Annotated in this window: 14 protein-coding genes; 12 read left to right on the top strand and 2 right to left on the bottom strand. The window is 65.0% G+C overall.

Annotation, left to right across the window (positions count from 1 at the left end; genetic code table 11):
* From tssH to RQH86_RS04345, 12 genes are all read left to right on the top strand, one after another.
* Positions 1-2,706 carry a type VI secretion system ATPase TssH gene (tssH, locus tag RQH86_RS04400; RefSeq protein ID WP_311260561.1) on the top strand — a complete coding sequence of 902 codons (2,706 nt, stop codon included), beginning with the start codon at positions 1-3 and terminating at the stop codon, positions 2,704-2,706.
* A gap of 104 nt (positions 2,707-2,810) precedes the next feature.
* The gene (locus tag RQH86_RS04395) at positions 2,811-3,251 is read left to right on the top strand and encodes a hypothetical protein (protein ID WP_115527795.1); all 441 of its coding nucleotides are present in this window, start codon (positions 2,811-2,813) and stop codon (positions 3,249-3,251) included.
* Between the two features lie 535 nt (positions 3,252-3,786).
* Positions 3,787-4,827 (top strand): hypothetical protein, encoded by a 1,041-nt coding sequence (locus RQH86_RS04390; protein ID WP_311239975.1) that lies wholly within the window; start codon positions 3,787-3,789, stop codon positions 4,825-4,827.
* A gap of 19 nt (positions 4,828-4,846) precedes the next feature.
* Positions 4,847-6,784, top strand: coding sequence for a type VI secretion system tip protein TssI/VgrG (gene tssI / locus RQH86_RS04385; RefSeq protein ID WP_311239974.1), 1,938 nt, complete (start codon positions 4,847-4,849; stop codon positions 6,782-6,784).
* An 8-nt stretch (positions 6,785-6,792) separates the two neighbouring features.
* Positions 6,793-7,332, top strand: a complete 540-nt coding sequence (locus tag RQH86_RS04380) for a hypothetical protein (protein WP_311239973.1) — start codon at positions 6,793-6,795, stop codon at positions 7,330-7,332.
* Complete coding sequence (tagH, locus tag RQH86_RS04375; RefSeq protein WP_311239972.1) at positions 7,329-8,732, top strand: type VI secretion system-associated FHA domain protein TagH; 1,404 nt, start codon at positions 7,329-7,331, stop codon at positions 8,730-8,732. The genes RQH86_RS04380 and tagH overlap by 4 nt, the downstream gene beginning before the upstream one ends.
* Positions 8,729-10,066, top strand: a complete 1,338-nt coding sequence (tssK, locus tag RQH86_RS04370; protein WP_311239971.1) for a type VI secretion system baseplate subunit TssK — start codon at positions 8,729-8,731, stop codon at positions 10,064-10,066. Before tagH ends, tssK begins: the two co-directional genes overlap by 4 nt.
* Before the next feature lies 1 nt (position 10,067).
* Positions 10,068-11,387, top strand: a complete 1,320-nt coding sequence (gene icmH / locus RQH86_RS04365) for a type IVB secretion system protein IcmH/DotU (RefSeq protein WP_311239970.1) — start codon at positions 10,068-10,070, stop codon at positions 11,385-11,387.
* Between the two features lie 3 nt (positions 11,388-11,390).
* Positions 11,391-14,849: a type VI secretion system membrane subunit TssM gene (tssM, locus tag RQH86_RS04360; RefSeq protein WP_311239969.1), complete on the top strand. Its 3,459-nt coding sequence runs from the start codon at positions 11,391-11,393 to the stop codon at positions 14,847-14,849.
* Entirely contained in the window at positions 14,846-15,499 is a 654-nt protein-coding gene (gene tagF, locus RQH86_RS04355; RefSeq protein WP_311239968.1) for a type VI secretion system-associated protein TagF, read from the top strand. Before tssM ends, tagF begins: the two co-directional genes overlap by 4 nt.
* Positions 15,496-16,218 carry a serine/threonine-protein phosphatase gene (locus tag RQH86_RS04350; RefSeq protein WP_311239967.1) on the top strand — a complete coding sequence of 241 codons (723 nt, stop codon included), beginning with the start codon at positions 15,496-15,498 and terminating at the stop codon, positions 16,216-16,218. The genes tagF and RQH86_RS04350 overlap by 4 nt, the downstream gene beginning before the upstream one ends.
* Positions 16,215-19,115 carry a protein kinase gene (locus RQH86_RS04345; protein WP_311239966.1) on the top strand — a complete coding sequence of 967 codons (2,901 nt, stop codon included), beginning with the start codon at positions 16,215-16,217 and terminating at the stop codon, positions 19,113-19,115. Before RQH86_RS04350 ends, RQH86_RS04345 begins: the two co-directional genes overlap by 4 nt.
* Before the next feature lie 351 nt (positions 19,116-19,466).
* On the opposite strand, the gene tssA is transcribed toward RQH86_RS04345, so the two are convergent.
* Positions 19,467-20,495, bottom strand: a complete 1,029-nt coding sequence (gene tssA, locus RQH86_RS04340; protein ID WP_311239965.1) for a type VI secretion system protein TssA — start codon at positions 20,493-20,495, stop codon at positions 19,467-19,469.
* An 8-nt stretch (positions 20,496-20,503) separates the two neighbouring features.
* Entirely contained in the window at positions 20,504-21,478 is a 975-nt protein-coding gene (locus RQH86_RS04335; RefSeq protein ID WP_311239964.1) for a LysR family transcriptional regulator, read from the bottom strand.
* Positions 21,479-21,572: the final 94 nt, after the last annotated feature.

Raw genomic sequence — 21,572 nt, 5'->3', positions numbered from 1 at the left:
ATGGCAGACATCAGTCGCGCCGCCTTGTTCGGCAAGCTCAACAAAACCACCTATCGCGGTATCGAATCGGCCACCACGTTCTGCAGACTGCGTGGCGACCGCGAGGTGGAACTGGTGCATTGGCTGCATCAGCTGCTGCAGGCGCAGGACGGCGACTTGCATCGTATCGTGCGCCACTTTTCTCTCGACACTTCGCGACTTGCGCAGGATCTGATCGTGACGCTGGATCGACTACCGCGCGGCAGTGGCGGGTATTTTGATCTATCAGCCAGCGTGGAGGAGGCAGTGGAACGCGCCTGGGTGCACTGCACGTTGCGATACGGGCGGCAGCGCATCCGTGGCGGCGATCTGTTAGTGGCCATTTTGCACACGCGCAGCCTGCGTAACGGATTGCTCGCAATGTCGAGCGAGTTCGCCAAGCTGCGCGCTGAGGCACTGGTTGAAGATTTGGAAGACATCATCGCCGGCTCGCCAGAGGATGACGCCACCGGCGTTGCGATGGCAGGCGCTCCCGCCGGACCAACCGCCGTGGGGGGTGTTGCCGCGCTCGCGCACTATACGATCGATCTCACCGCGCAAGCACGCGAGGGCAAGCTGGACCCGATCATCGGCCGCGACGACGAGATTCGCCAGGTGGTGGACATCCTGATGCGTCGCCGCCAGAACAACCCGATCCTGGTCGGCGAGGCTGGCGTGGGCAAGACCGCGGTAGTGGAAGGCTTCGCGCAACGCATCGCCCGCGGCGACGTGCCGCCCGCATTGAAAGACGTGCAACTGCGCACGCTGGACGTGGGCCTGCTGCAGGCCGGCGCCAGCATGAAGGGCGAGTTCGAGCAGCGCCTGCGCGCGGTCATCGATGAAGTGCAGGCCAGCCCCAAGCCGATCATTCTGTTCGTGGATGAAACCCACACCTTGGTCGGCGCCGGTGGCGCGGCTGGCACCGGCGATGCCGCCAACCTGCTCAAGCCGGCACTGGCGCGCGGCACGCTGCGCACCGTGGGCGCGACGACCTTTGCCGAGTACAAGAAGTACATCGAAAAAGATCCTGCACTGAGCCGCCGTTTCCAGGCCGTGCAGGTGGACGAGCCGGACGAAGCCAAGGCGGTGCGCATGATGCGCGGCGTCGCCTCGATGATGGAGCAGCACCACAGCGTGCAGATCCTCGACGAAGCGCTGGAAGCCGCCGTCAAACTCAGCCATCGCTACATCCCGGCGCGCCAGTTGCCGGACAAATCGGTGAGCCTGCTCGACACCGCGTGCGCGCGCGTTGCAGTGAGCCTGCACGCCACGCCGGCGGAAGTAGACGACAGCCGCCGCCGCATCGAATCGCTGGACACCGAACACGCCATCATCGAACGCGAGCGCGCCATCGGCATCGTGGTCGACGAGCGCGCGGCCGCATGTGCGGGCTTGCTCGATGGCGAGCGTAGCCGTTTGCATGACCTGGAACAGCGCTGGGTGTCCGAGAAAACACTGGTCGATGAACTGTTGTCGCTACGCGCACAACTACGCAGCGGCAACGCCCCGGTCGAAGGCACCGGCAGTGCGTTGGAATCCGAGGCAGAACAGGACGCCTCCGGCGATACCGCCGTGCTCGACGCACCGGTGCAAGTGGATCGCGACACGCTACTGGCGCGCCTGCAACTGGTGCAGGCCGAACTGGCCGCGTTACAAGGCGAATCGCCACTGATCCTGCCCACTGTCGATTATCAAGCCGTCGCCGCCGTGGTCGCCGACTGGACGGGCATCCCGGTCGGGCGCATGGCGCGCAACGAGATCGACACCGTGCTGCGCTTGCCCGAACTGCTGGCCAAGCGCGTGATCGGCCAGGACCACGCCATGGAGATGATCGCCAAGCGCATCCAGACCAGCCGCGCCGGCCTGGACAACCCGGACAAACCGATCGGCGTATTCCTGCTGGCCGGCACCTCCGGCGTGGGCAAGACCGAAACCGCACTCGCCCTGGCAGAGACGCTGTACGGCGGCGAACAAAACCTGATCACCATCAACATGAGCGAATACCAGGAAGCGCACACCGTCTCCTCGCTCAAGGGCGCACCGCCCGGCTACGTCGGTTACGGCGAAGGCGGCGTCCTCACCGAAGCAGTGCGCCGCAAACCCTACTCGGTGGTGCTACTCGACGAAGTGGAGAAAGCCCACCCCGACGTACACGAACTGTTCTTCCAGGTCTTCGACAAAGGCTGGATGGAAGACGGCGAAGGCCGCCGCATCGACTTCCGCAACACCTTGATCATCCTCACCAGCAACGCCGGCACCGACCTCATCGCCAGCCTGTGCAAAGACCCGGAGTTGATGCCGGATCCGGAGGGCATGGCCAAGGCCATCCGCGAGCCGTTGCTGAAGGTGTTTCCACCGGCATTGCTCGGGCGCCTGGTCGCGATTCCGTATTACCCGCTGAGCAACGACATGCTCGGCCAGATCGTGCGGTTGCAGTTGAACCGCATCAAGAAGCGGATCGAGGAGCGTTACAAGATTCCGTTTGACTACGACGATTCGGTGGTGGAGCTGGTGGTGAGTCGATGCACCGAGAGTGAGTCGGGTGGGCGAATGATTGATGCGATTTTGACCAATTCGATGTTGCCGGAGTTAAGTAAGGATTTCCTTGGGCGATCAATTGAAGGTGGGGTTGCTTCCCGCACGTTCGTGCGTGTGTATGAAGGGAGGTTCGACTATGTCTTGCAATGAATTTCGTGTTCATCCTGTTGTTTCATTGTTTTTCAGAACGTCTCATTCGACCCTTTATCGAGGGCTATCCATCGTGCACAGGGCGGAATCTCGTGGAGTAACGAATGGCTAGGTTCTTCCGCTGGGTTCCAAAGAAGCATGCAAGTGATGCTCTGAGTTTTGGGTTGGTTTCTCACAACGGGTCGGCGATGTGGGTCTTCGGCATGGGGCCAGGTCAGAGCTATCGGCCAGGACAAGCGATCTATAGGGATGCTTATCTGGTCGCTTACGAGCTCGATGAAGTTGCGACAATAAACATCACTACAAGCCATCACATCAACTTCGAGAGCTCGAATTTTGCCGGCGAAGCCGCACACAGCTCGGAAGTGATCATCAAGAGTAACGAGCCCGGTGCATTCGGTATAGGCAAAATGCGCCAGCGCAACACCAACACTAAGACACACGTCAGAACGTCCTATGCGACCAAGCGGGAGGTCGCAAGAGCTTTGCAGAAGAGCGAGCTTGAGATTCCGGATAGCTTCAAGCCGCCCACGGGATGGGGATGATGCGCCCCCCTAATACGGGTTGGAATCTGTCCGGGATTGAACGCCCCGTGCTGCTAGGAGTGTGGCCAGTTAACGCTCGAGACGAAGCTGCGCGACCTTGCGCTCGACTTCACTCGTTCGAGCTGTCGTCTGTTCGGTAGCCGAAAGCCGGGAGTCCCCAACTTATCCGGCGCCAAAGCTAATGGCAGCATGCGGGGCATGGCCTGGAGTCGTGGCGACTACGTCTTATCCTCGACCTACTACCGACGCTTACTCGTGGCGATCGGATAGCTCCAGGCCCGAACGCTGGCAGCAACGCCTTACCGCAATCAATGGTCGAAAGGCCTCCATTGCTGTGCGTATTGCTCCCCAGCGTGGGCTCTGGATTGCGTATTGATCGCTCGGATGCGTGGCATCGCAATCTTTGATTTCCTCGATCGACGCCGTCCCTGTCAAATCATCCCTGGGCGTTCTATGCCCAACGGGTTGCGGAGTGCGGTCGGCAGTGTCGACGCACTCTCCGCAGCAGATGCGCCCCAAGACCACGAGGACTCGTATGACCACATCAGCTCTGAGCCGGGAAGAATTCGATGCGCTGACCGTCGTCGCCAAGGCGCGTCGAAACCTGCTGTTCCAGACCTTTAACGGGACCCGCCTGAGCTTTGGTAAGCGGCGCTACGCATCCGGTAACGCATTCGGGACCGGCGTGGCAATCTACGAGTTCCAGCAAATGATCAAGGAAAAGGTCACCGAGGCGGCCATCCCAAAGATTACCGCTGCGGCAGAGAAGTTCATCGCCGATGCTGCAGATGTGGAGGGCTTCCACGAGATCGTCGCGGCACTCGGAGCCGAAGCAGCTGGCGAGTTGTTCAAGGAGATTCTGCCGATCATCGGAATCTTCTACTCCGCCAAGAAGTGGGCCGAAGTATCGGCCCAGGTGATTGGCGACGCACACATGCGCTATCGGATGGTGGCCGGAGATTATCGTTCGGGCTTCCGCAGCGGTACGCCCCAGGCAGCGGTGGACTCGGTGCAGCACATCATCGATACGCAGCTGCTGATCGGCGGGATCGACTGGGCTAACCAGAGTGTCGGCTTAGCCACCAAGTTCGCCGGCCTCTCACTGGACATGGGCGTCGCTTCGACCATGGGGCCCGGTATTGCCGGATTCATCGCGGATTTCCTGCTGAAGCTCACTGTCATCGGGATGGACATCAAGGAGATGCGGGCAGGCAACCGTTGGCTGCAGACTCCGTCTTCGCTGAGCATCGAGGTGTTCAGGGATTGCCCGATTCTAGGCTGCTACCTGCTGATCAGTGCCGATACATCGAGTGTGGCCAACCTATTTGTGGCCGATATCGGTCTGCCTGGCTGGATGCGACAGGTAGAAACGATGCAGGAGAGCAAGATCGCGCCGACGATCCGGCATGCGCGCAAGCTGGTCGAACGGTCGAACCTTCAGCTGGAGGGACTGACGGCAGCAGCGCAGCCGGCGAAGACCCATGTCAAGAAAGATTTCTTCGTGGCCAGCAAGAGCAAAGCCGCGCGGATGACGGCCGAGTTGCGTGGTCACTTCGGTCACGGCACCGCGGCTTGAGACGGAAGGGAACCTGACCATGGCGCACGCCATCACGCTGCAGTCGCACCTGGGTAATTCGCTGCGCTTCGTGCGCATGAGCGCGCGCGAAGAACTCGGGCGGCCGTACGCATTCGTTCTGCACGGCATCAGCCGTGATGTGGCGATCGATCTCCGCGGGTTGCTGGGCAAGCCGATGGCCGTCAAGGTTGCCTCCCCGCAGGGGTATGTGCGGCATTACCACGGCATCGTGGCCGAGGCGGAACAGACCGGGTTCGAGCAGATCGATGGAGTGCGCTATGCGACTTATGCGTTCTCTATCGTGCCAAGGCTGTGGCTGCTCGGGCAGCGCCGCGATTGCCGTATCTACAAGAACAAGAGCGTGCCGGAGCTGGTGCGTGCGCTGCTTGCCGAGGTCGGCTGTACCGACGTCAAGTTGCGCCTGAGCGCGAGCTACCAGCCGCGCGAATACTGCGTGCAATACCGCGAGAGCGCGCTGGACTTCATCAGCCGGCTGATGGAGCAGGAGGGCATCTACTACTACTTTGAACACACCGCCAGCACGCATACGCTAGTGCTGGCCGACAGCCTCGGGGCGCACGAGTCCTCGGCGCCGTTCGCACAAATCCCTTATTGCCCGCCCGGGCAGAAGGGTAGCCGGATGAAGGACGCAATCACCGATTGGTCACTGGCGCGCAGCGCACACAGCACGCGCGTGCGCCTGGACGACTACGACTACCTCAAGCCCAAGGCATCGCTGCGCGTAGACGAGATGCCGGCCGAGTCCTCCGGCCCGGCGTTGGGTGAACTGGACGTGTTCGATTACCCCGGCGAGCATCTCGATGTCGCGGCCGGCCGCCGTCACGCGCAGGTGCGTGCCGAGGCGCTCAACGTGACGCAGGCGCAGTATCAGGGCTGGACCGATGCCTGCGGTTTGCAGGTGGGGGCGCTGTTCAAGCTGCGCGATTTCCCACTGGCCGAGCACAACCAGGAGTACCTGGTGACCAGCGCGAACACCGAACTGGTCGAAGTGGACTACGTTTCTGGTGGCGGGACTGTTGCCGAGCCGTTTGCGTCCACGTTCCGTGCGTTACGCAGCCGGCAGCCGTTCCGCACCCCGCAGACCACGCCGCGTCCGAGCATTGCCGGATTGCAGACCGCGGTCGTCGATGGCAACAAGGCCGAGGACATCGCGGTCGACCAATACGGTCGCGTAAGGGTGAACTTCTTCTGGAGTCCGCCAGGCACGCCGAACGCCGACTGCTCGTGCCCGGTGCGTGTGGCGCAGTCGTGGGCGGGAAAACGCTGGGGGGCGCAGCACATTCCGCGCGTGGGCCAGGAAGTGGTGGTGAGCTTTCTGGAAGGCAATCCGGATCGCCCGCTGATCATCGGCAGCGTCTACAACGCCGAGCAGATGCCGCCCTATGCACTGCCCGAGCACCGCACCCGCAGTGGGGTGAAGAGCCGCAGCCTGCTGGGCGGGGCCGAGGACTACAACGAGATCCGTTTCGACGACAAGAAGGGCAACGAGGAGCTGCTGCTGCATGCGCAGCGCGATCTGCGCCACGAGGTGGAGAACGACCATTTTTTGAGCGTCGACGGAAACGAGACTGCCGAGATCAAACGCGAGCGCACCCACACCATTGGCGGCAACGACCGCCTGGACGTGGGCAAGGCGCTACGGATCGAAGCGGGCCGTGAGATCGAACTGGTCACCGGTGCGGCACGCCTGCACTTGAAGGCCAGCGGCGAGATCGTGCTCAGCGGCACCCGCTTGACGCTCGACGGACGCGTCAGCGTGGGTATCCAGGGAGGAGTCAGTGTCGATGTCAGCGCGCTGGCCAGTCTGACCTTGCGCGCCAACGCCTCGGTGTTGGTGCAGTCCAACGCCGTGACTACCGCGCGTGCAAACGCGGCGCTGCTGTTGCAGTCGTCCGGCCCCGCCGTGCTCAAGGGCTCTCCGCCCATCATCGCTTGAGGACCACCATGTTGCAGATCCTTCCCGCCGCGCGGCAGATGCGGCTCTCTCCCTCCGCGCACGCCGCGCTGGCAGCGGACATGGCGCCCGACGCCGCAGTACGCGAATTGCTGGTACGTGGGCTTGCCCAGGATGCCTTGCCGTTGGCCTTGCGCTTGTTGCCCAGGCCATATGCCGTGGCGTGGTTGTGCCAGTGCATGCGCGCGCAGGCGCTCAGCGGCCACGATAGCGAAGGCCTGCGGCTGGCACAGGCGTGGGTGCAGCAGCCGGGTGCAGCTCAGCGCGAGAGCGCACGTACGTTCGCTGCCGATGATGACTACCAGTCGATCGGTGCCTGGCTGGCCGCTGCTGCGGCGTGGAGCGATGGCAGTCTGAGCGGCGAGCAAGGCCCGCCAGTAGCCGAGCACCTGACCGCAGCGGCGGCGGTGGCTGCGTTATTGCATCTAGCTGGACGCGAGCCTGCAACCTTCGATGCGCAACTGGCGCGCTGGAGCGAAGATGCGGCGCGATTGTTATCCGGACTACGTGTGCGCGAGCGTGCACCATGAGCATGTCGCCACGGCTCAGGTTGACAGTGCGGGACGCGCAGTCGTTATCGCGCAGCACGTTGCCGCAAGCAAATTTCGCGACAGAAGGCGGGCGGATCGGACGTGATGCCTCGTGCGATTGGGTACTCGATGGCGATGGCGTATCGCGCTTGCACGCAAGCGTGCGCCACCTTGACGGCGTGTACTTCATTGAAGACCACAGCACCAACGGTGTGCTGCACAACGGCGTGCCACTCCGGGCCGGAGTTCCAGTGCCGCTGCATGCCGGTGATGCCTTGCGCATCGATGCCTTCGAGATCGATGTAGCGGTGTCCAGCACCAGCGTAACAGCCGTTCCGGCTGCGACGCAGACCTGGAATCCAGCAGAACCGTTGACGCTGTCGGCAATGCCACCGCCGCCACAAGCCGTGCAATCGCCCATGCAACGCGATGCGTTCGCCGAACTCGTTGCGTCGCCGATGCGGGCCGCCGATGCGGATCCACTGGCGTTGTTCGCCACCTCGTTCACGCTGGCAGGCAGCAACAGCAATGCTGGAGCAGTATTCGAGTTGAGGCATGCACCTGCGACAGCCGATGCCTACCACGCGCCCGAGGCGGTGCCGGACGACCGTGCAGTGATGTTGCCCGAGCACTGGGACCTGACACGCAGCGAGTTTGTGCCGCCGCAGATTGCAGATGCAAAACCAGACATGCAGGCGGCTATGCAGCCCGCTACGCAGCCCGCAGCATCCTCGCCGTTGCCCACGCCTACTTCCATCGCCGCACCGCACCCACAACAAGCCACGCCCGCACCAGTTACAAAGCTTGTCACCACGGCGGAGGCGTCTGCCCCTGCGGTCACGTCCACTGCGCAGCCTGACGTCACACAGTCACCGGACGCGCCCGAACTGCCTGCGCTGTTCACCGCGATGACCGCTGGCCTGATGGACGTGTTGCATGCGCGTGCGGAGTTGAAGAACAGTCTGCGCCTGCCGGTGACGCTGATCCAGCGCACCGAGAATAATCCGCTCAAGTTCGCCGCCACAGTGGACGAGGCGGTGGCCCGTCTGTTGGCACCCGCCGATGCGGGTTACCTGTCGGGTGTGGCCGCCATTGATGACGCCATGGAAGACATCGGTCGCCATCAGTTGGCCTTGCTGGCCGGCATGCGCGCGGCGTTTGAGCACGTCTTCGCTCAGTTCGATCCGGCGCGTTTCGAGGCTGATGCGGCGGGTTACTCGATGCTGTCAGCCTGGGGCAATCGGCCCTGGCGACGCTATGCGCACTACTACAACGGGCTACTCAGCGACCCGGACGAGCGCTTCCGCCGATTGTTCGGCGAGGAGTTCGCACACGCCTACGAACAACAGATGGCGCGCACCAAGGCGCAAGCCCATCCCCCACACGGCAATCGGACATGACTCCCTACAACAAGGTGATCTGGAGCGAGGGCTTGTTCCTGCGTCCTCAGCACCTGCAACAACAAGAGCGCTATTTCGAGCGCTACATGGAACTGCATGCCGATGCGCGGCGTTCGCATGCGTGGGGTTTCAGCGTGCTGGAGCTGGAACCGGAGTTGCTGTCCATCGGCAAGCTCGCCATCCGGCGTGCAAAGGGTTGCTTTCCCGATGGCACACCGTTTTCCATTCCCGACCGCGACCCCGCGCCGCCGCCGTTGGAGGTCCCAAGCACCTGTCGAGACCAGGTGGTGAGCCTGGCGCTGCCGTTGCGCGCAACCGCTCAGCCGGATAGCGCGTGGCCGGATGGCGACGGTAGCCGGCTTACCCGCTATCGAGTGGGCGAAGCGGAGGTCGGCGATGCCTCCGGCAGCATCGCCGGCACGGTGCTGCTGGAAGTTGGTGTACTGGCAAGTCGTCTGCGCCTGCAGTCCGAGCCGAGCGCGGGGCTGGTGGAGGTGCCGATGGCGCGCATCGTCGAGTGCCGCGCCGATCGTCGGGTGACGCTCGATGATGCCTTCATCCCGACAGCGAGTCGCATCGAAGGTGCAGCGCGGCTGTCCACGCTGCTGGCCGAATTACTCGGGTTGTTGCACCAGCGCGGCCAAGCGCTGGCCGAACGCGTGGCTGGCAGCGACCGCGGCGGCGTGGCCGAAATCGCCGACGTGCTGATGCTGCAGGTCATCAACCGCTACCAACCGCTGGTGGCGCACTGGGCCAGCGCGCCGCTGGAGCATCCCGAAGCGCTGTACTGCGTACTGCTGTCGATGGCCGGCGAGCTGGCCACCTTCACCCGTGCGAGCAAACGCAGCGGACCATTTCCGCCATACGCACACGATGCCCTGCAGGCGAGCTTCGAACCGGTCGTGCTGTCCCTGCGCGAAAGCCTGAGTGCGGTGCTCGAACAGTCGGCTATTGCAGTACCGCTGCAACAACGCAAGTACGGCGTGTGGGTGGGCATGGTGCCCGACCCGGGGCTACTGGACTCGGCCGCTTTCGTGCTGGCGGTCAAGGCAGACCTGCGTGCCGACGACCTACGCAAGCGACTGCCCGCCGAGTCGAAGATCGGCCCGGTCGAGAAGATCCGCGACCTGGTGAATCTGCAATTGCCAGGCGTGCCAGTGACCGCGTTGGCCATGGCGCCGCGGCAGGTGCCATACCACGCCGGCTGCGCCTACTTCGAACTCGATCGGCAATCGTCGCTGTGGAAGACGCTGCGTACCTCCGGTGGCGTGGCCTTGCATTTCGGCAGCGGTTTTCCGGGCCTGGAACTCGAACTGTGGGCGGTGAGGAACTGAGATGAGCAAGACGATCGGCCAGCATGACGACGATGCCACCGTGGTACGCAGTGCAGTGCCCGCGCCGCGCACCCTCGAGTCCACGCCACCACCGCGTCCGGCGCCGCTGCGCACGGCGCAAGTGCCGGACCTGGATGCCGCCATGCGTGCAGCACCAGGCGCGATGCACGGTAACCCGGTAGTGCGCGCAGCCACGCCGCTGCTGCTGCTGGCTGTGCAGTTGCGGCACTCCACACATACCCCGGATATCGCCACGTTGCGTGAAAACTGCAGCACCCGTCTGCAGCGTTTCGAGGAGGATTTGCGCAAACAGGGTACCGATGACAAGGCGAGCATTGCCGCACGCTATGTGCTGTGCACGCTGCTGGACGAAGCGGTACTGGCTTCGCCCTGGGGTGAGGGCAGCGGCTGGTCGCAACGCACCTTACTGGTGACGTTTCATGGCGAAACCTATGGCGGTGCCAAGGTCTTCGACCTGCTGGATCGGTTGGCGCGCGACCCCGCTCGGCATCTGGACCTGCTGGAGTTGATGTACCTGGCAATGGCACTGGGCTTTGGCGGCCGCTATCGGGTGGAGCAGAGCGGGCGGGCACGCCTGGCTGATCGTCAGGTCGAGCTCTATCAATTGATCCAACGCCAGCGCCTGCCGGCGCCTGCCGACCTGTCGCCGAACTGGCAGGGATTGGCCGCGCCGCTGTTACGCAGTGCGGCCACGCCCTCGCTGTGGATCGCTGCGCTAGCCTCGTTATGCATCGTGCTGCTGGCATTGGTCTGGTTGCACGCTCGGCTCAACACATTGACCGCTCCCCTCAACGCCCAGCTGGCGCGCATTGGTCTGGAGCGGGTTGCCTTGCCGGTGGCTGCAGCCCATGCGCCGTCAGCAGCGCCAGTACTCGCGCCGCTGCTGGAGGCCGAACAGCGCGCCGGGCTGCTGACCGTACAGACCGACGGCGACGGCCGCACAACCGTACGCCTTGCCAGTCAGACCATGTTCCCCAGCGGCAGTGCGGAGCTGGATCCCGAGCAGAACCGTCTACTCGTACGCGTGGCTGCGGCGCTGGAGCGGGTACCGGGACGGGTGGTGGTCATGGGACATACCGACGACCAGCCAGTGCGCTCGCTGCGCTTCAAGGACAACTTCGAGCTGTCTGCGCGCCGCGCCGAAAGTGTCGGCGCTGTTTTGGCGGCAGGCCTGCGCGATCCGCGTCGCCTGCAGACCAGTGGCGCGGGTGCTTCCCAGCCCATTGCGCTGCCCCCGCAGCTGCCACAACACCGTGCACGCAACCGGCGTGTCGAAATCCTGCTGATTCCCGAGACCTGACCAATGCGCTTTGCCCTTGATTTCCTGCGCGCCCGATACACGGCCGACGCTGCTGTCCTTGGTCTGTTGGCCATCCTGGTCTGGGTCGGCGGGCCTTACCTCAGCGTTGGCCGCTGGCAGCCACTCGACAGCGTGGCCGGACGCCTGCTCGCCGTGGCGGTCTTGTTGCTCGCATGGTCGGCATGGCGCTATCTGCGCTGGCGCCGCGACAGCGCCAAGCAGCAGCGCATGGCCGGCGAATTGCTGGGGCAAACCGCTAGCGAAGATGATGCCAACGGCAGCGATAGCCGCGCGCGTGCCGCACAAGAACAGGTGCGCTTGCGCGCGCGCTTCGCCGAAGCCATGGCGGTGCTACGCCGGCGGCGTCGCAACGGTCCCGGCTTGCATGTGCTGCCCTGGTATCTGCTGATCGGCGCACCCGGTTCGGGCAAGAGTACCCTGCTGCAGTCATCTGGGCTGGATTTCCCACTTAAAGAGCAGGGCAGCAACAGCGCGCTGGAGGGCGTAGGTGGGACACGTCATTGCGATTGGTGGTTCGCCGACCAGGCCGTGTTCCTCGATAGCGCCGGACGCTATACCACCCAGGACTCAGACGCCGTTGCCGACGCCGGAGCTTGGCACGGCTTTCTCGACCTGCTCAGGCGGCATCGCAGGCAGCCGTTGAACGGCGTCATCGTGACCGTCAGCGTTGCCGAGCTGATGGAGTACGACGGCAGTACCGGTACGCCACAGGCACGTGCGGTGCGGCATCGCCTGGACGAACTGGTCGACAAGCTGCGTGCGCGCGTGCCGGTGTATCTGGTGGTGACCAAATGCGATCTGGTGGCTGGCTTTGCCGAGTTCTTCGCCGACCTCGATGCCGCCGGGCGCGCGCAGGTGTGGGGGATGTCGTTCCCGCAGGAGCACGATGCCAGCCAAACCGATCCGCTGACGCTGTTTCCCGGCGAACTCGAACGCCTGATAGAGCGGATCGATCTGCGCGTGCTGGAGCGCCTGCAGCGGGCGCGCGATGCGCGCGAACGTGCGGCCGTGCTGTCTTTCCCGCAGCAGCTGCGCCTGCTGCAGCCGGCGCTGATGGACTTTGTGCAGACCGCGTTCGGTCGCCATGGTTATGCCGGCCAGCCGTGGCTTCGCGGTGTGTATCTGAGCTCGGGCACCCAGCAGGGCCACCCGGTCGATCGTGTCATCTCGGCGGTGGCACGCCATTTCGGCATCGCCGCTGCCGGGCTGCCACCGGCCGTCAGTGCCCCACGCAGTTATTTCCTTCCACGCCTGCTCAACGATGTGGTCTTCGCCGAGGCAGGCCTGGCTGGGAGTCAGCCCGGTAGCGCGCAGCGCCGTCGGCTGCTGCAGCTGGCCTGCTGGGCCGCGCTGACCGCCACCACCCTGGGCGTGCTGGCCGGCATGGCAGGCAGCTACACCCGCAACGTGCGCCTGATCGGCGAGGTGCGCGACGCACTCGATGCCTACCCGGCTGGTCCGTTGCCCGCCGACGCCGGCGAGGCTGCCTTCTATGCCAAGGCGTTGCAACGCTTCGATGCGCTAGCGCAGGCGCGCGATGTGGCGCTCACACCGGGCGAGTCGATTCCGTGGTCGCGGCGCTTCGGGCTCCATCAGGGCACGGCATTGGCGCGCGATGTGCAGGAAGCGTATCTGCGTGACCTCAACGGAGCCTTGCTGCCAGCGTTGGCGCAGTCGCTGCGACGCAAACTGGCGCAATCCAGCAACGATCCGCAGCGCCTGTATCCGTTGCTGAAGGGCTACCTGATGCTGGGTGAACCTGCGCGCCGTGATGCAATGCATCTCGCGACGCTGGCGGGAACGGTCTGGCGCCAGATATTTCCCGAGGATGCATCGGTACGCGCGGGCTTGAATCGGCATTTACGTGCATTGCTGGGGCCGGTCGACGGCGCGCGTGCGCTCCCATTGGATCGGCAGCAGATTGAACAGACGCGGGCGAGCCTGCGCACTGCCGAATTGCCGACACTGGTGTACGGCGGCCTGAGGCTAACGCAACCTGGAGTGGACCTGGCACAAGCGCCGAGACTGGACCGCCGCCTGGGTTTGCTCGGCGATATCTTTGAACGGCGCAGCGGGTTGCCGTTGTCCGCGCCGTTGCCTGCGCTGTTCACCCGCCATGCGTTTCAGGCGCAGGCTAGCGGCGGCATCGCGCGTAACGTGGAGCAGTTCCTCGCCGACGATTGGGTGCTGGGGACGGCGCCGCTGGACCCGTTGGCGCGTTCGCGATTGGTGCGTGAAGTGCTGGCCTTGTACCAACGCGATTACATCGCCGCCTGGGACGACCTGCTGGCTGACCTGGTATTGCGGCCGGTCACACAGACCGGACAGGCGAGCGCGGTGGCGGCAAAATTGGGCGGGCCCGCATCGCCGCTGAAGGCATTGCTGGTGCTGGTGCGCGAGCACACACACGCGCTGGGGCGCACACCGGGGCCCGGCACCAACGCAGCCACAGCCACAGCCACAGAAAATACTGTCGTTGCCGAACCCGATGCGTCGGCCGAGCCAATCGAACGTCATTTCGAACCGCTCAATCGCCTGCTCGATGGCGGACCGGGCGCCAGCGCGCTTGATGAGACGCTTACCGCGCTGACGCAGATGAGCCGCACGCTGCTGGGCGCCGCCGCTGGCGTTGCTGCCGACCAGAACGACCCGACATTGCTGATCGCCGCACAACAGGCCGAACAACTTCCGCCACCGCTGGGGAACTGGTTGGCGGCCTTGTCCGGGCGTGGGCGGGAATTGACGGCCAGTAGCGCCGGCGAGGCATTGGGCAACGCGCAACGGCAGGCGGCCGGGCGCGAGTGCGCGCTGCTGCTACGCGGGCGCTTTCCCTTCGTGCCGGGTAGCAACAACGAGATTCCGTTGCGCGATTTCGCTGAACTGTTCGGGCCGGGTGGGCGCATGGACCGATTCGCACAGCAGGCCTTGCTCGACAAGGTCGATACCAGCGGGCCTCGCTGGCAATGGAACGCAGGCATGTCTGCAGTGGGCGCCGACGATGTGATGGCGCGTGCGCAAGTGGCCGACGAGATCAAGCAAGCGTTCTTCGCGGGCGGTGGCGCGCAGCCGCAGGTCGCCTTCACTGTGTCCATCCCGCCGCAAGTAGCGATCAGTCGATTGCAATTAGACGTGGATGGGCAAACCTTGGACGTGCGCGACGGCGCGCGCGCTACGCAGTCGATGACCTGGCCCGGTCCGCGTCCGGGCCTAGTGCGTATTGCCGCGTGGGATACCAACGGGCAAGCGCTGCCAGTGATTGAATACCGCGGCGCCTGGGCTTGGTTTCGTGCATTGCAGGCCGGGCGGCTGCGCCGTAGCGGCGACCTGGACTACACCGCCAGCTTCGCGCTGGGCAATGGCGCATTACAGGTGGACGTGCAGCCAGCCAGTCTGCGGCATCCCTTCGCGGCGTCGGCCGTGCAGCGGTTCAGCTGCCCATGAGCGCCATGTCACGCCCGCCGGGTTTCTACGGCAAGCTGCCTGCTGTAGGCGACTTCGTGCATCGGCGCTTGCCAGAAACCTTCGTCGACCCATGGCACGCGGCGATGCAGGGCTTGCTGCACGCAACCGGGGTAGAGCCCGCGACGCATGCGTACCAGCCGCCGGTGTGGCGCTTCGTGCTGATGCCGGGCCTCGCAGGCATTACCGCATGGGCTGGGGCAATGCGGGCCAGCATCGATCGCGCTGGCCGGGCGTTTCCTTTGGTCATCGCCGCACCGCTGTCCGCAGGCGATGCCGATGACAGAACGGATGATCGAGCACTGCCGACAGTCGTGCGGTTACCCGATTGGCTAGACGCTGCCGAGATGATGCTACGCACCGTCGGCGCAGCACCACAACAGGATGGCGCCTGGCTGGATCGTGCCTGCGCGGCGTTTGCGCAGCATGCCTGCGACAGCGCATCAACGTCGAATAAGCCGCCGTTTGCAGAGATGGCCATGGCCGGCGGCAGCCTATGGTGGATGGCCATGGCCGGCTCCTTGCCAGGCGCCTGGATGCAAATCGCCGGCTGGCCCGAGGGCTGCCATGCGCCAGCGCTGCTAGGTGGCGTATGCGCGTCGAATGTGTGCGTTGCAGAGGAACTGCAGTGAGCCAGGGTTATGTCTCCGCGGGACGCACCGAACAAGGAAATGTCAGGCGCCAGAACGAAGACGCGATCCTGGTACGCGACGATCTTGGCCTGTGGGCTGTGGCCGATGGGTTAGGCGGTCACAGCGCCGGCGATGTGGCGAGCCGCATGGTCGTCGAGGCATTAGGACGGCTGCGGCGCGACGGCGATCTGGCCAGCTTTGTCGATGCCATCGATACGCAGCTGAGCCAGGTCAATCAGCAACTGCGTGCGCTGGCGCGCGCGCGGCGCGTGGACGTGATCGCAAGCACCGTGGTGGTGCTGGTGCACGACAAGGAGATGCTGATGTGCGGCTGGGTGGGAGACAGCCGCGCCTATGCCTTCGAAGATGGCCGGCTGCAACTGCTCACCCGCGACCACGTGGCCGGCGGCAATGACGAGTTGACGCGGGTCGGCGGATCTCAGCCGGCCGGCGGTGCGCTCACCCGCGCGATCGGCGCCGACGATGCGCTGTACGTGGACTGGATGGTCTGCGCGCCACGACCTGGTCAGCGCTATCTGCTGTGTTCGGACGGGATCAACAAAGAACTCAACGACGACGAGATCGCTGCCCACTGCCGGCGCGAGGGCCAGCCTTCCGCACTGTTGGCGCGCTTGTTCGACACCGCGCTTGGCCGTGCCGGACGCGACAACATTTCGGCCGTGGCCTTGCGCCTGGCCTCACGGAACACACTGTCATGAACACTCGCGACGACGACACTGCCGGCCGCACGCCCCCAGACGACGACCGTACCCGCGTGCAGCCCGCCCGCGACCCGACCGAGACGCCGCCACGGCCTGCTGCCAGCGATGATGACGCCACCCGGCTCGCGCCGCTCACCCGGCAGCGCGCCGCACACGCATCCGACGACGTGGCAACCCGGGTCAACCCACCGCCACACGCCGACGACAGCGCCGGCGCCTCCAGCTGGCGGCGCGTGGCGCAATTGCAGGGCGACGCGAAGGTCGGCGTAGGCATGCTGCTCAAAGCACGCTTCTTGCTAGTGCGCGAAATCGGCCGTGGCGGCATGGGCGTGGTTTACCTGGCGCGCGACGAACGCAAGGTGGAAGCGCGTGATCGCAATCCCTACATCGCGGTGAAAGTGCTTAATGACGATTTTCGCCGCCACCCGGACTCGCTGATCGCATTGCAGCGCGAATCGCGCCGCGCGCAGAGTCTGGCGCACGACCATATCGTGCGGGTGTACGACTTCGACAAGGACGGCGCCATCGTGTTCATGACGATGGAGTACATCGAGGGCGACGACTTGCGTGGGCTGATCCGCAGCCGGTTGGGCGAGGGCATGCCACTGGCCGAAGCCTGGCCGTTGATCGAGGGCATGGGACGCGCACTACAACGTGCGCATGCGGCCGGCATCGTGCATTCGGATTTCAAGCCTGGCAACGTGATGGTTGGGGCAGGGCACGTCGCCAAGGTGTTCGACTTCGGCATTGCCCGCGCCGCGAAACTGGCAGGCGCCGACGCAGGCGAAGACCACACGGTGTTCGATGCGGCCACGCTGGGCGCACTGACCCCGGCCTACGCCAGCCTGGAGATGCTGCGGGGCGACGAGCCGGCGTTTGCCGACGACGTGTACGCCTTCGGCTGCGTGGTGTACGAGCTGCTGTCGGGCCGCCATCCCTTCGCCAAGCAGTCGGCGACGCAGGCACAGGCACAACAACTACGCGTGGCGCCACTGCCGACGTTGAGCCGACGGCAGAACCGCGGGCTGCGCAACAGCCTTGCGTTCGAGGCCGGCGCCCGCCAGGCGATGGCTAGTTTGCTAGAGCAACTGCGACCGCGCAGCCGTGGCGAGCGCCTGTTGCCGTACGTACTGGCCGGTGGCCTGCTGCTCGTCGGTGCTGCCGGCACGGCGGCATGGATGCAAGTGTATGCGCAGCAGCAAAAAGTAGCCGGGGTGCTCGATCGATTCTCGCCGCAGGCGCCCAATAGGTTCGTGCACGAAGCCCATGCACGGGCGGCGCTGTGGGCGCTTGGGGAAGACGACCGCCGTCGTTTGATCCTCGACCGCAGCAGCACGATCGAGGCATTTCTGCTAAAGCGCATGGAGCACTACTGGCAGCCTGCACGCGGCCGCGAAGACTACGTGGGCGCACAGCGCATCCTGGTCTTGCGAGATCAGTGGAAGTTGTTCTCGCCACGTCTGGATGCTCGCCGCAGCGCGATGGAGCAGGAGCGTGATCGCCTGCTCAATGGCCTGGATACCGCATTGACCGGCGCGATTGCCGCTGGCGCCCTGTTCGAGGATCAACCCGGCAACGCCGTGGCCTTGCTCGAACGCGTGCGCCGCCTGGCGCCGGACAGTGGTCTGCTGCGTCATGCCGAACTTGAGCTTCGCTACCGGCGCGGATGTGCCGATGCGCTCAACGCCGGCCGCATCGATGACGCACGCCGCTGGCTCGCAACCGGGCGCCGCGTCTTCCCGCAATCCACCCTGCTGCGAGAGTGCGCGCGCGCGATCGATGCCGCCAGCACTACGGCATCTGCCGCGACGCCGACTCCGCTGCCGTCTGCGGTAGCCGATACGCAGGCGCAACTCGCCGCACAGATCGCCACGCGGATCGAGTCGGTCCGCGCGGCGGCCGCAGCCAACGATGTGGACAAGGTGAAGCACCAGCTTGCCGAAATCGCTGAGGCAAACCCCGCACATCCTTTCCTGCGCAGCGAAGGCGTGGAACGGATGACCGACGCCTATCTGGGACTTGCGCGAGCGCTCTGCCGGGAAGGTCACTGGAAGGAGGCCACCGTGGTCGTCGGGCGCGGATTGAGCCAGCAGGACGCACCACGCCTCCGACACGCTTTGGACCGCTACCAGCTGGCAATGGAGTTAGAACAACTCGGAACCACGCCGCCTACACCGCCCGTACTGCAGCGTCTGCGCGAGCGCAGGGCAAGGTTGCAGGAGCAGGACGCCGAAGGCTTCCGAGCATTCCAGAGCGATGTCGCCAAGGCGGGGCGACAACGCCCGTCGTCTGCTGCGGCACTACTGCCGAAGCTAGAGCCGACAGCCGCCGCCGCGCAACCTCCAACCGCGCCGGAGGATCCGTGCCGCGTTGCCGCTCCGTCCGGCGGCGCGGCGACCTGCAGCGACGCCCTGGGCAAGCATGGCCGTGGCCCTGAGCTGGTGGTGCTACCAAAGCCTGGACGTGCACTGGCGATGATGCGACGGGAGATCAGCGTGGCGGACTTCGCGCTGTTCTGCGCCGATACCAAGCGTTGCAGTGTGTCGCGTTGGACACGCAGGTCAGCCGCGGTCGACGACGTGCGCTTGGCGCTGATCCGCGATTACGCGGCCTGGCTGAGCAGCGTCAGCGGACGAATGTACCGCTTACCGCGCGATACCGAATGGCTACGCGCGGCCCGTGCCGGCGAGGATAGTTGCAGCGCGCCGGGCTCCAACAGTTGGGGGGTGCTTGAGATGGTCGGAGGTGTCGCCGAATGGGTGCAGGACGGGCACAGGGTGGCGGTGCGCGGTGGTGCGCGGAGTGCTGGTGCGTGTGCGTCGGCAGGCGCGGTGAGCGCAAGCGATGCAGCGTCACGCGGAATCGGCGCACGGTTGGTGAGGGAGCTGGAGTGAACGACTGGGAAACCTGGGCCAACCTGGTCCTGCAGGATTTAAACGCTGCACACGCCGCGCGACGTCTGGATCCCGCCGAATATCGAAGGCGACGGCGGCACCTGCTGCAGCTGATCACACGCGCTACCGGTGCGCCAACAGCGCGGCGACAACGCGTCGCAACACCGAGCACATTGCCGGTGCCCATCGTGACGGTGCGACGCGACCGTCAGCCACCCAGGGCCCGACATGCGGCGTTGCGCTCGTGGACGTTGGCCTTGTGGGCAGCGGCCATGCTGGTCGGCGCGGCCTGGCTGTCCTGGCAGTGCATGTCCGCCGGGTGATGCCGGCCGCGCAGGCCGGCCCGTGGAGCTAGTCTGCGTGATCCTGGCCCGACACCACCTGGAGTTCGTCGATGCCTCTGGGCGCCAGATCGCGCATCAGCGCAGCAAAATCCAGGCCGACCAACCGCTGCGCCCGCCGCAGCAACAACGGTATCGGGCTGGAGGGCTCGCGCCGTGCGTAGTACTCGCAGAGCTGATCGAGCATGCGCCGAACATCGTCCGGATGTTCCAACGCATGCGCCCGCGGCGCAGACGCACTGTCGCTGCCCGCGTCCGCTGCTGCATCGGCTTGGTCGGACGGCAGCGCGCCCGTACGCTCGGCAACGTAAGGCCGCAGGAATGCGCGCAACTCGCTCAGGTCGTGTATCAGCGGCGCAAGCTCCGGGCCGTACCCTGGAGTGCGTTCGGCGAACACGTGGGCGATTGCGCCGATGTCGGTCTGCGCAGCGTCCAGCGCGGCATCCACGCCGAGCAACGCGTCCAGCGGGCAGTCGCGCAGGCAGGCATCGATGGCGGCCGGCTCCGGTGTGTCGGCAACCTCGTCCACACCGCGCTTGAGCGTGCCTTGCGAAATGCGCAGCTCGCGCAGCGAGAAGTGCCCCGGGTGCATGCCCTTGAACAGGCGCACGTTACGCAGCTGCACAAGCGTCTGCTCGCTGTCGCCCAGCGCAGCGATGGCGTTGATGCGTTCGGTGGGGTCGTTGTCTTCGTCGGTCTCCAGGCGTGGATGGATGTCGTCCCAGAATCGCTCCAGCAGCTGCCGGAGCAGGCCGACACCATCGGCCCAGCCCACCAAGTTGTCTTGATGCAGGCGCGCACTGCTGAGCAGGACGCCCAGCCGCAGGTCCTTGGAGCGCAGCAATAATTGCTCGGCGCTTTCCGCAACCTGGCGCCATTCGGGGGCCTCAGGCACCAGGATGCCGGCGCCCAACGCGCGTTCCTGGCGCGGGCGGGCGAGCTCTTCAAGGGCTTGGAACTCTGGCGTGTATTCCAGGTTCGGTCCGGACGGCGCCTGGTCGTCGATTGGCTGCAACAGCTGTTCGATCCCGGTCTGCATGACACGGCTCACGACGCGGACAGCACAAGGCCGCCACGCGCAACCGTATGTCCGCATGCGGCCGGTGTTGCTTGTGTCTCTGCAACGACCAGTTCGAGCACGCGTTCACGCAACCAGCGATGCGCGCCATGGCCATCACTACGCCGATGCCAGGCCATGGCCAGCGCCATGTCCGGCAGCGTGAAGGGCAGTTCGAAACAGTCCAAGGGTGCATGCCCGCTTTCTGCTGCCAGGGTTGCGGGCACCGTGGCGACCATGTCCGTGCCAAGTACGATGTCGCGTGCGGTCGCGCACTGCGCCACGGTCACCGCGATCTGCCGGCCCTGACCTACTTGCCGAAGTTGCGCGTCGATGGCGACATTGCACGCCTGTGCGTGCGCTACCTGCACGTGCGCCAGGCGGATGTAGCTTTCCACGCTCAGCGGCGCGTTCCCGCGCGGATGGCCGCGACGCTGTACTAACACATAGCGTTCGTCGCGCAGGCGGCGCAATCTTAGTGCGCCGGGAACGGCCTGCGCATGGTCGATCAGCAAATCGACGTCGCCGCTTTCAAAGGCATCCAACATCGCCTCCGCGCTCACCTGCACAAATTCCAGGCGGACCTTCGAGTTGCCATTGGCTTGAATCAGACCCGCCAGGCCCGCGCCTAGTGTGCTGATCGCATCGGCGGTGCCGGCGATACGGAAGTTCGCCGACGAATGCGCCGGATCGAATGCGCTGTCCTTGCCGAGCAGGCTCAGTTTGCCGATCGCTTCGCGCAGCGGCGAAGCCAGTTGATTCGCACGCGGAGTGGCCACCATGCCACGGCCGGTGTCCGAGGGCATCAACAACGGATCCTTGAACAGCAAACGGAGCCGTGCGAGTTGCGACGACAATGCCGGTTGGCTCATGTGCAGACGCTGCGCAGCATGGGTGACATTCTTCAGCTCGAGCAGGGCGTCGAGGGACACCAGCAGCGGCAGGTCGCTTGGTCGGATATTCATGTGTTGGATCGCTCGTAGTGGAATCCAGGCGGCGTAATGCGCCTGGGTGTCAGCTAAGCTAGGCAGTCCGCGCTACGTTCCGATGTCGATCCGC

Source organism: Xanthomonas sp. WCS2018Noco2-27 (assembly GCF_031843525.1).
Taxonomy (GTDB): Bacteria; Pseudomonadota; Gammaproteobacteria; order Xanthomonadales; family Xanthomonadaceae; genus Xanthomonas.
The sequence above is the reverse complement of the archived record's forward strand: the minus strand, read 5'-3'. Positions and strand labels throughout refer to the sequence as shown.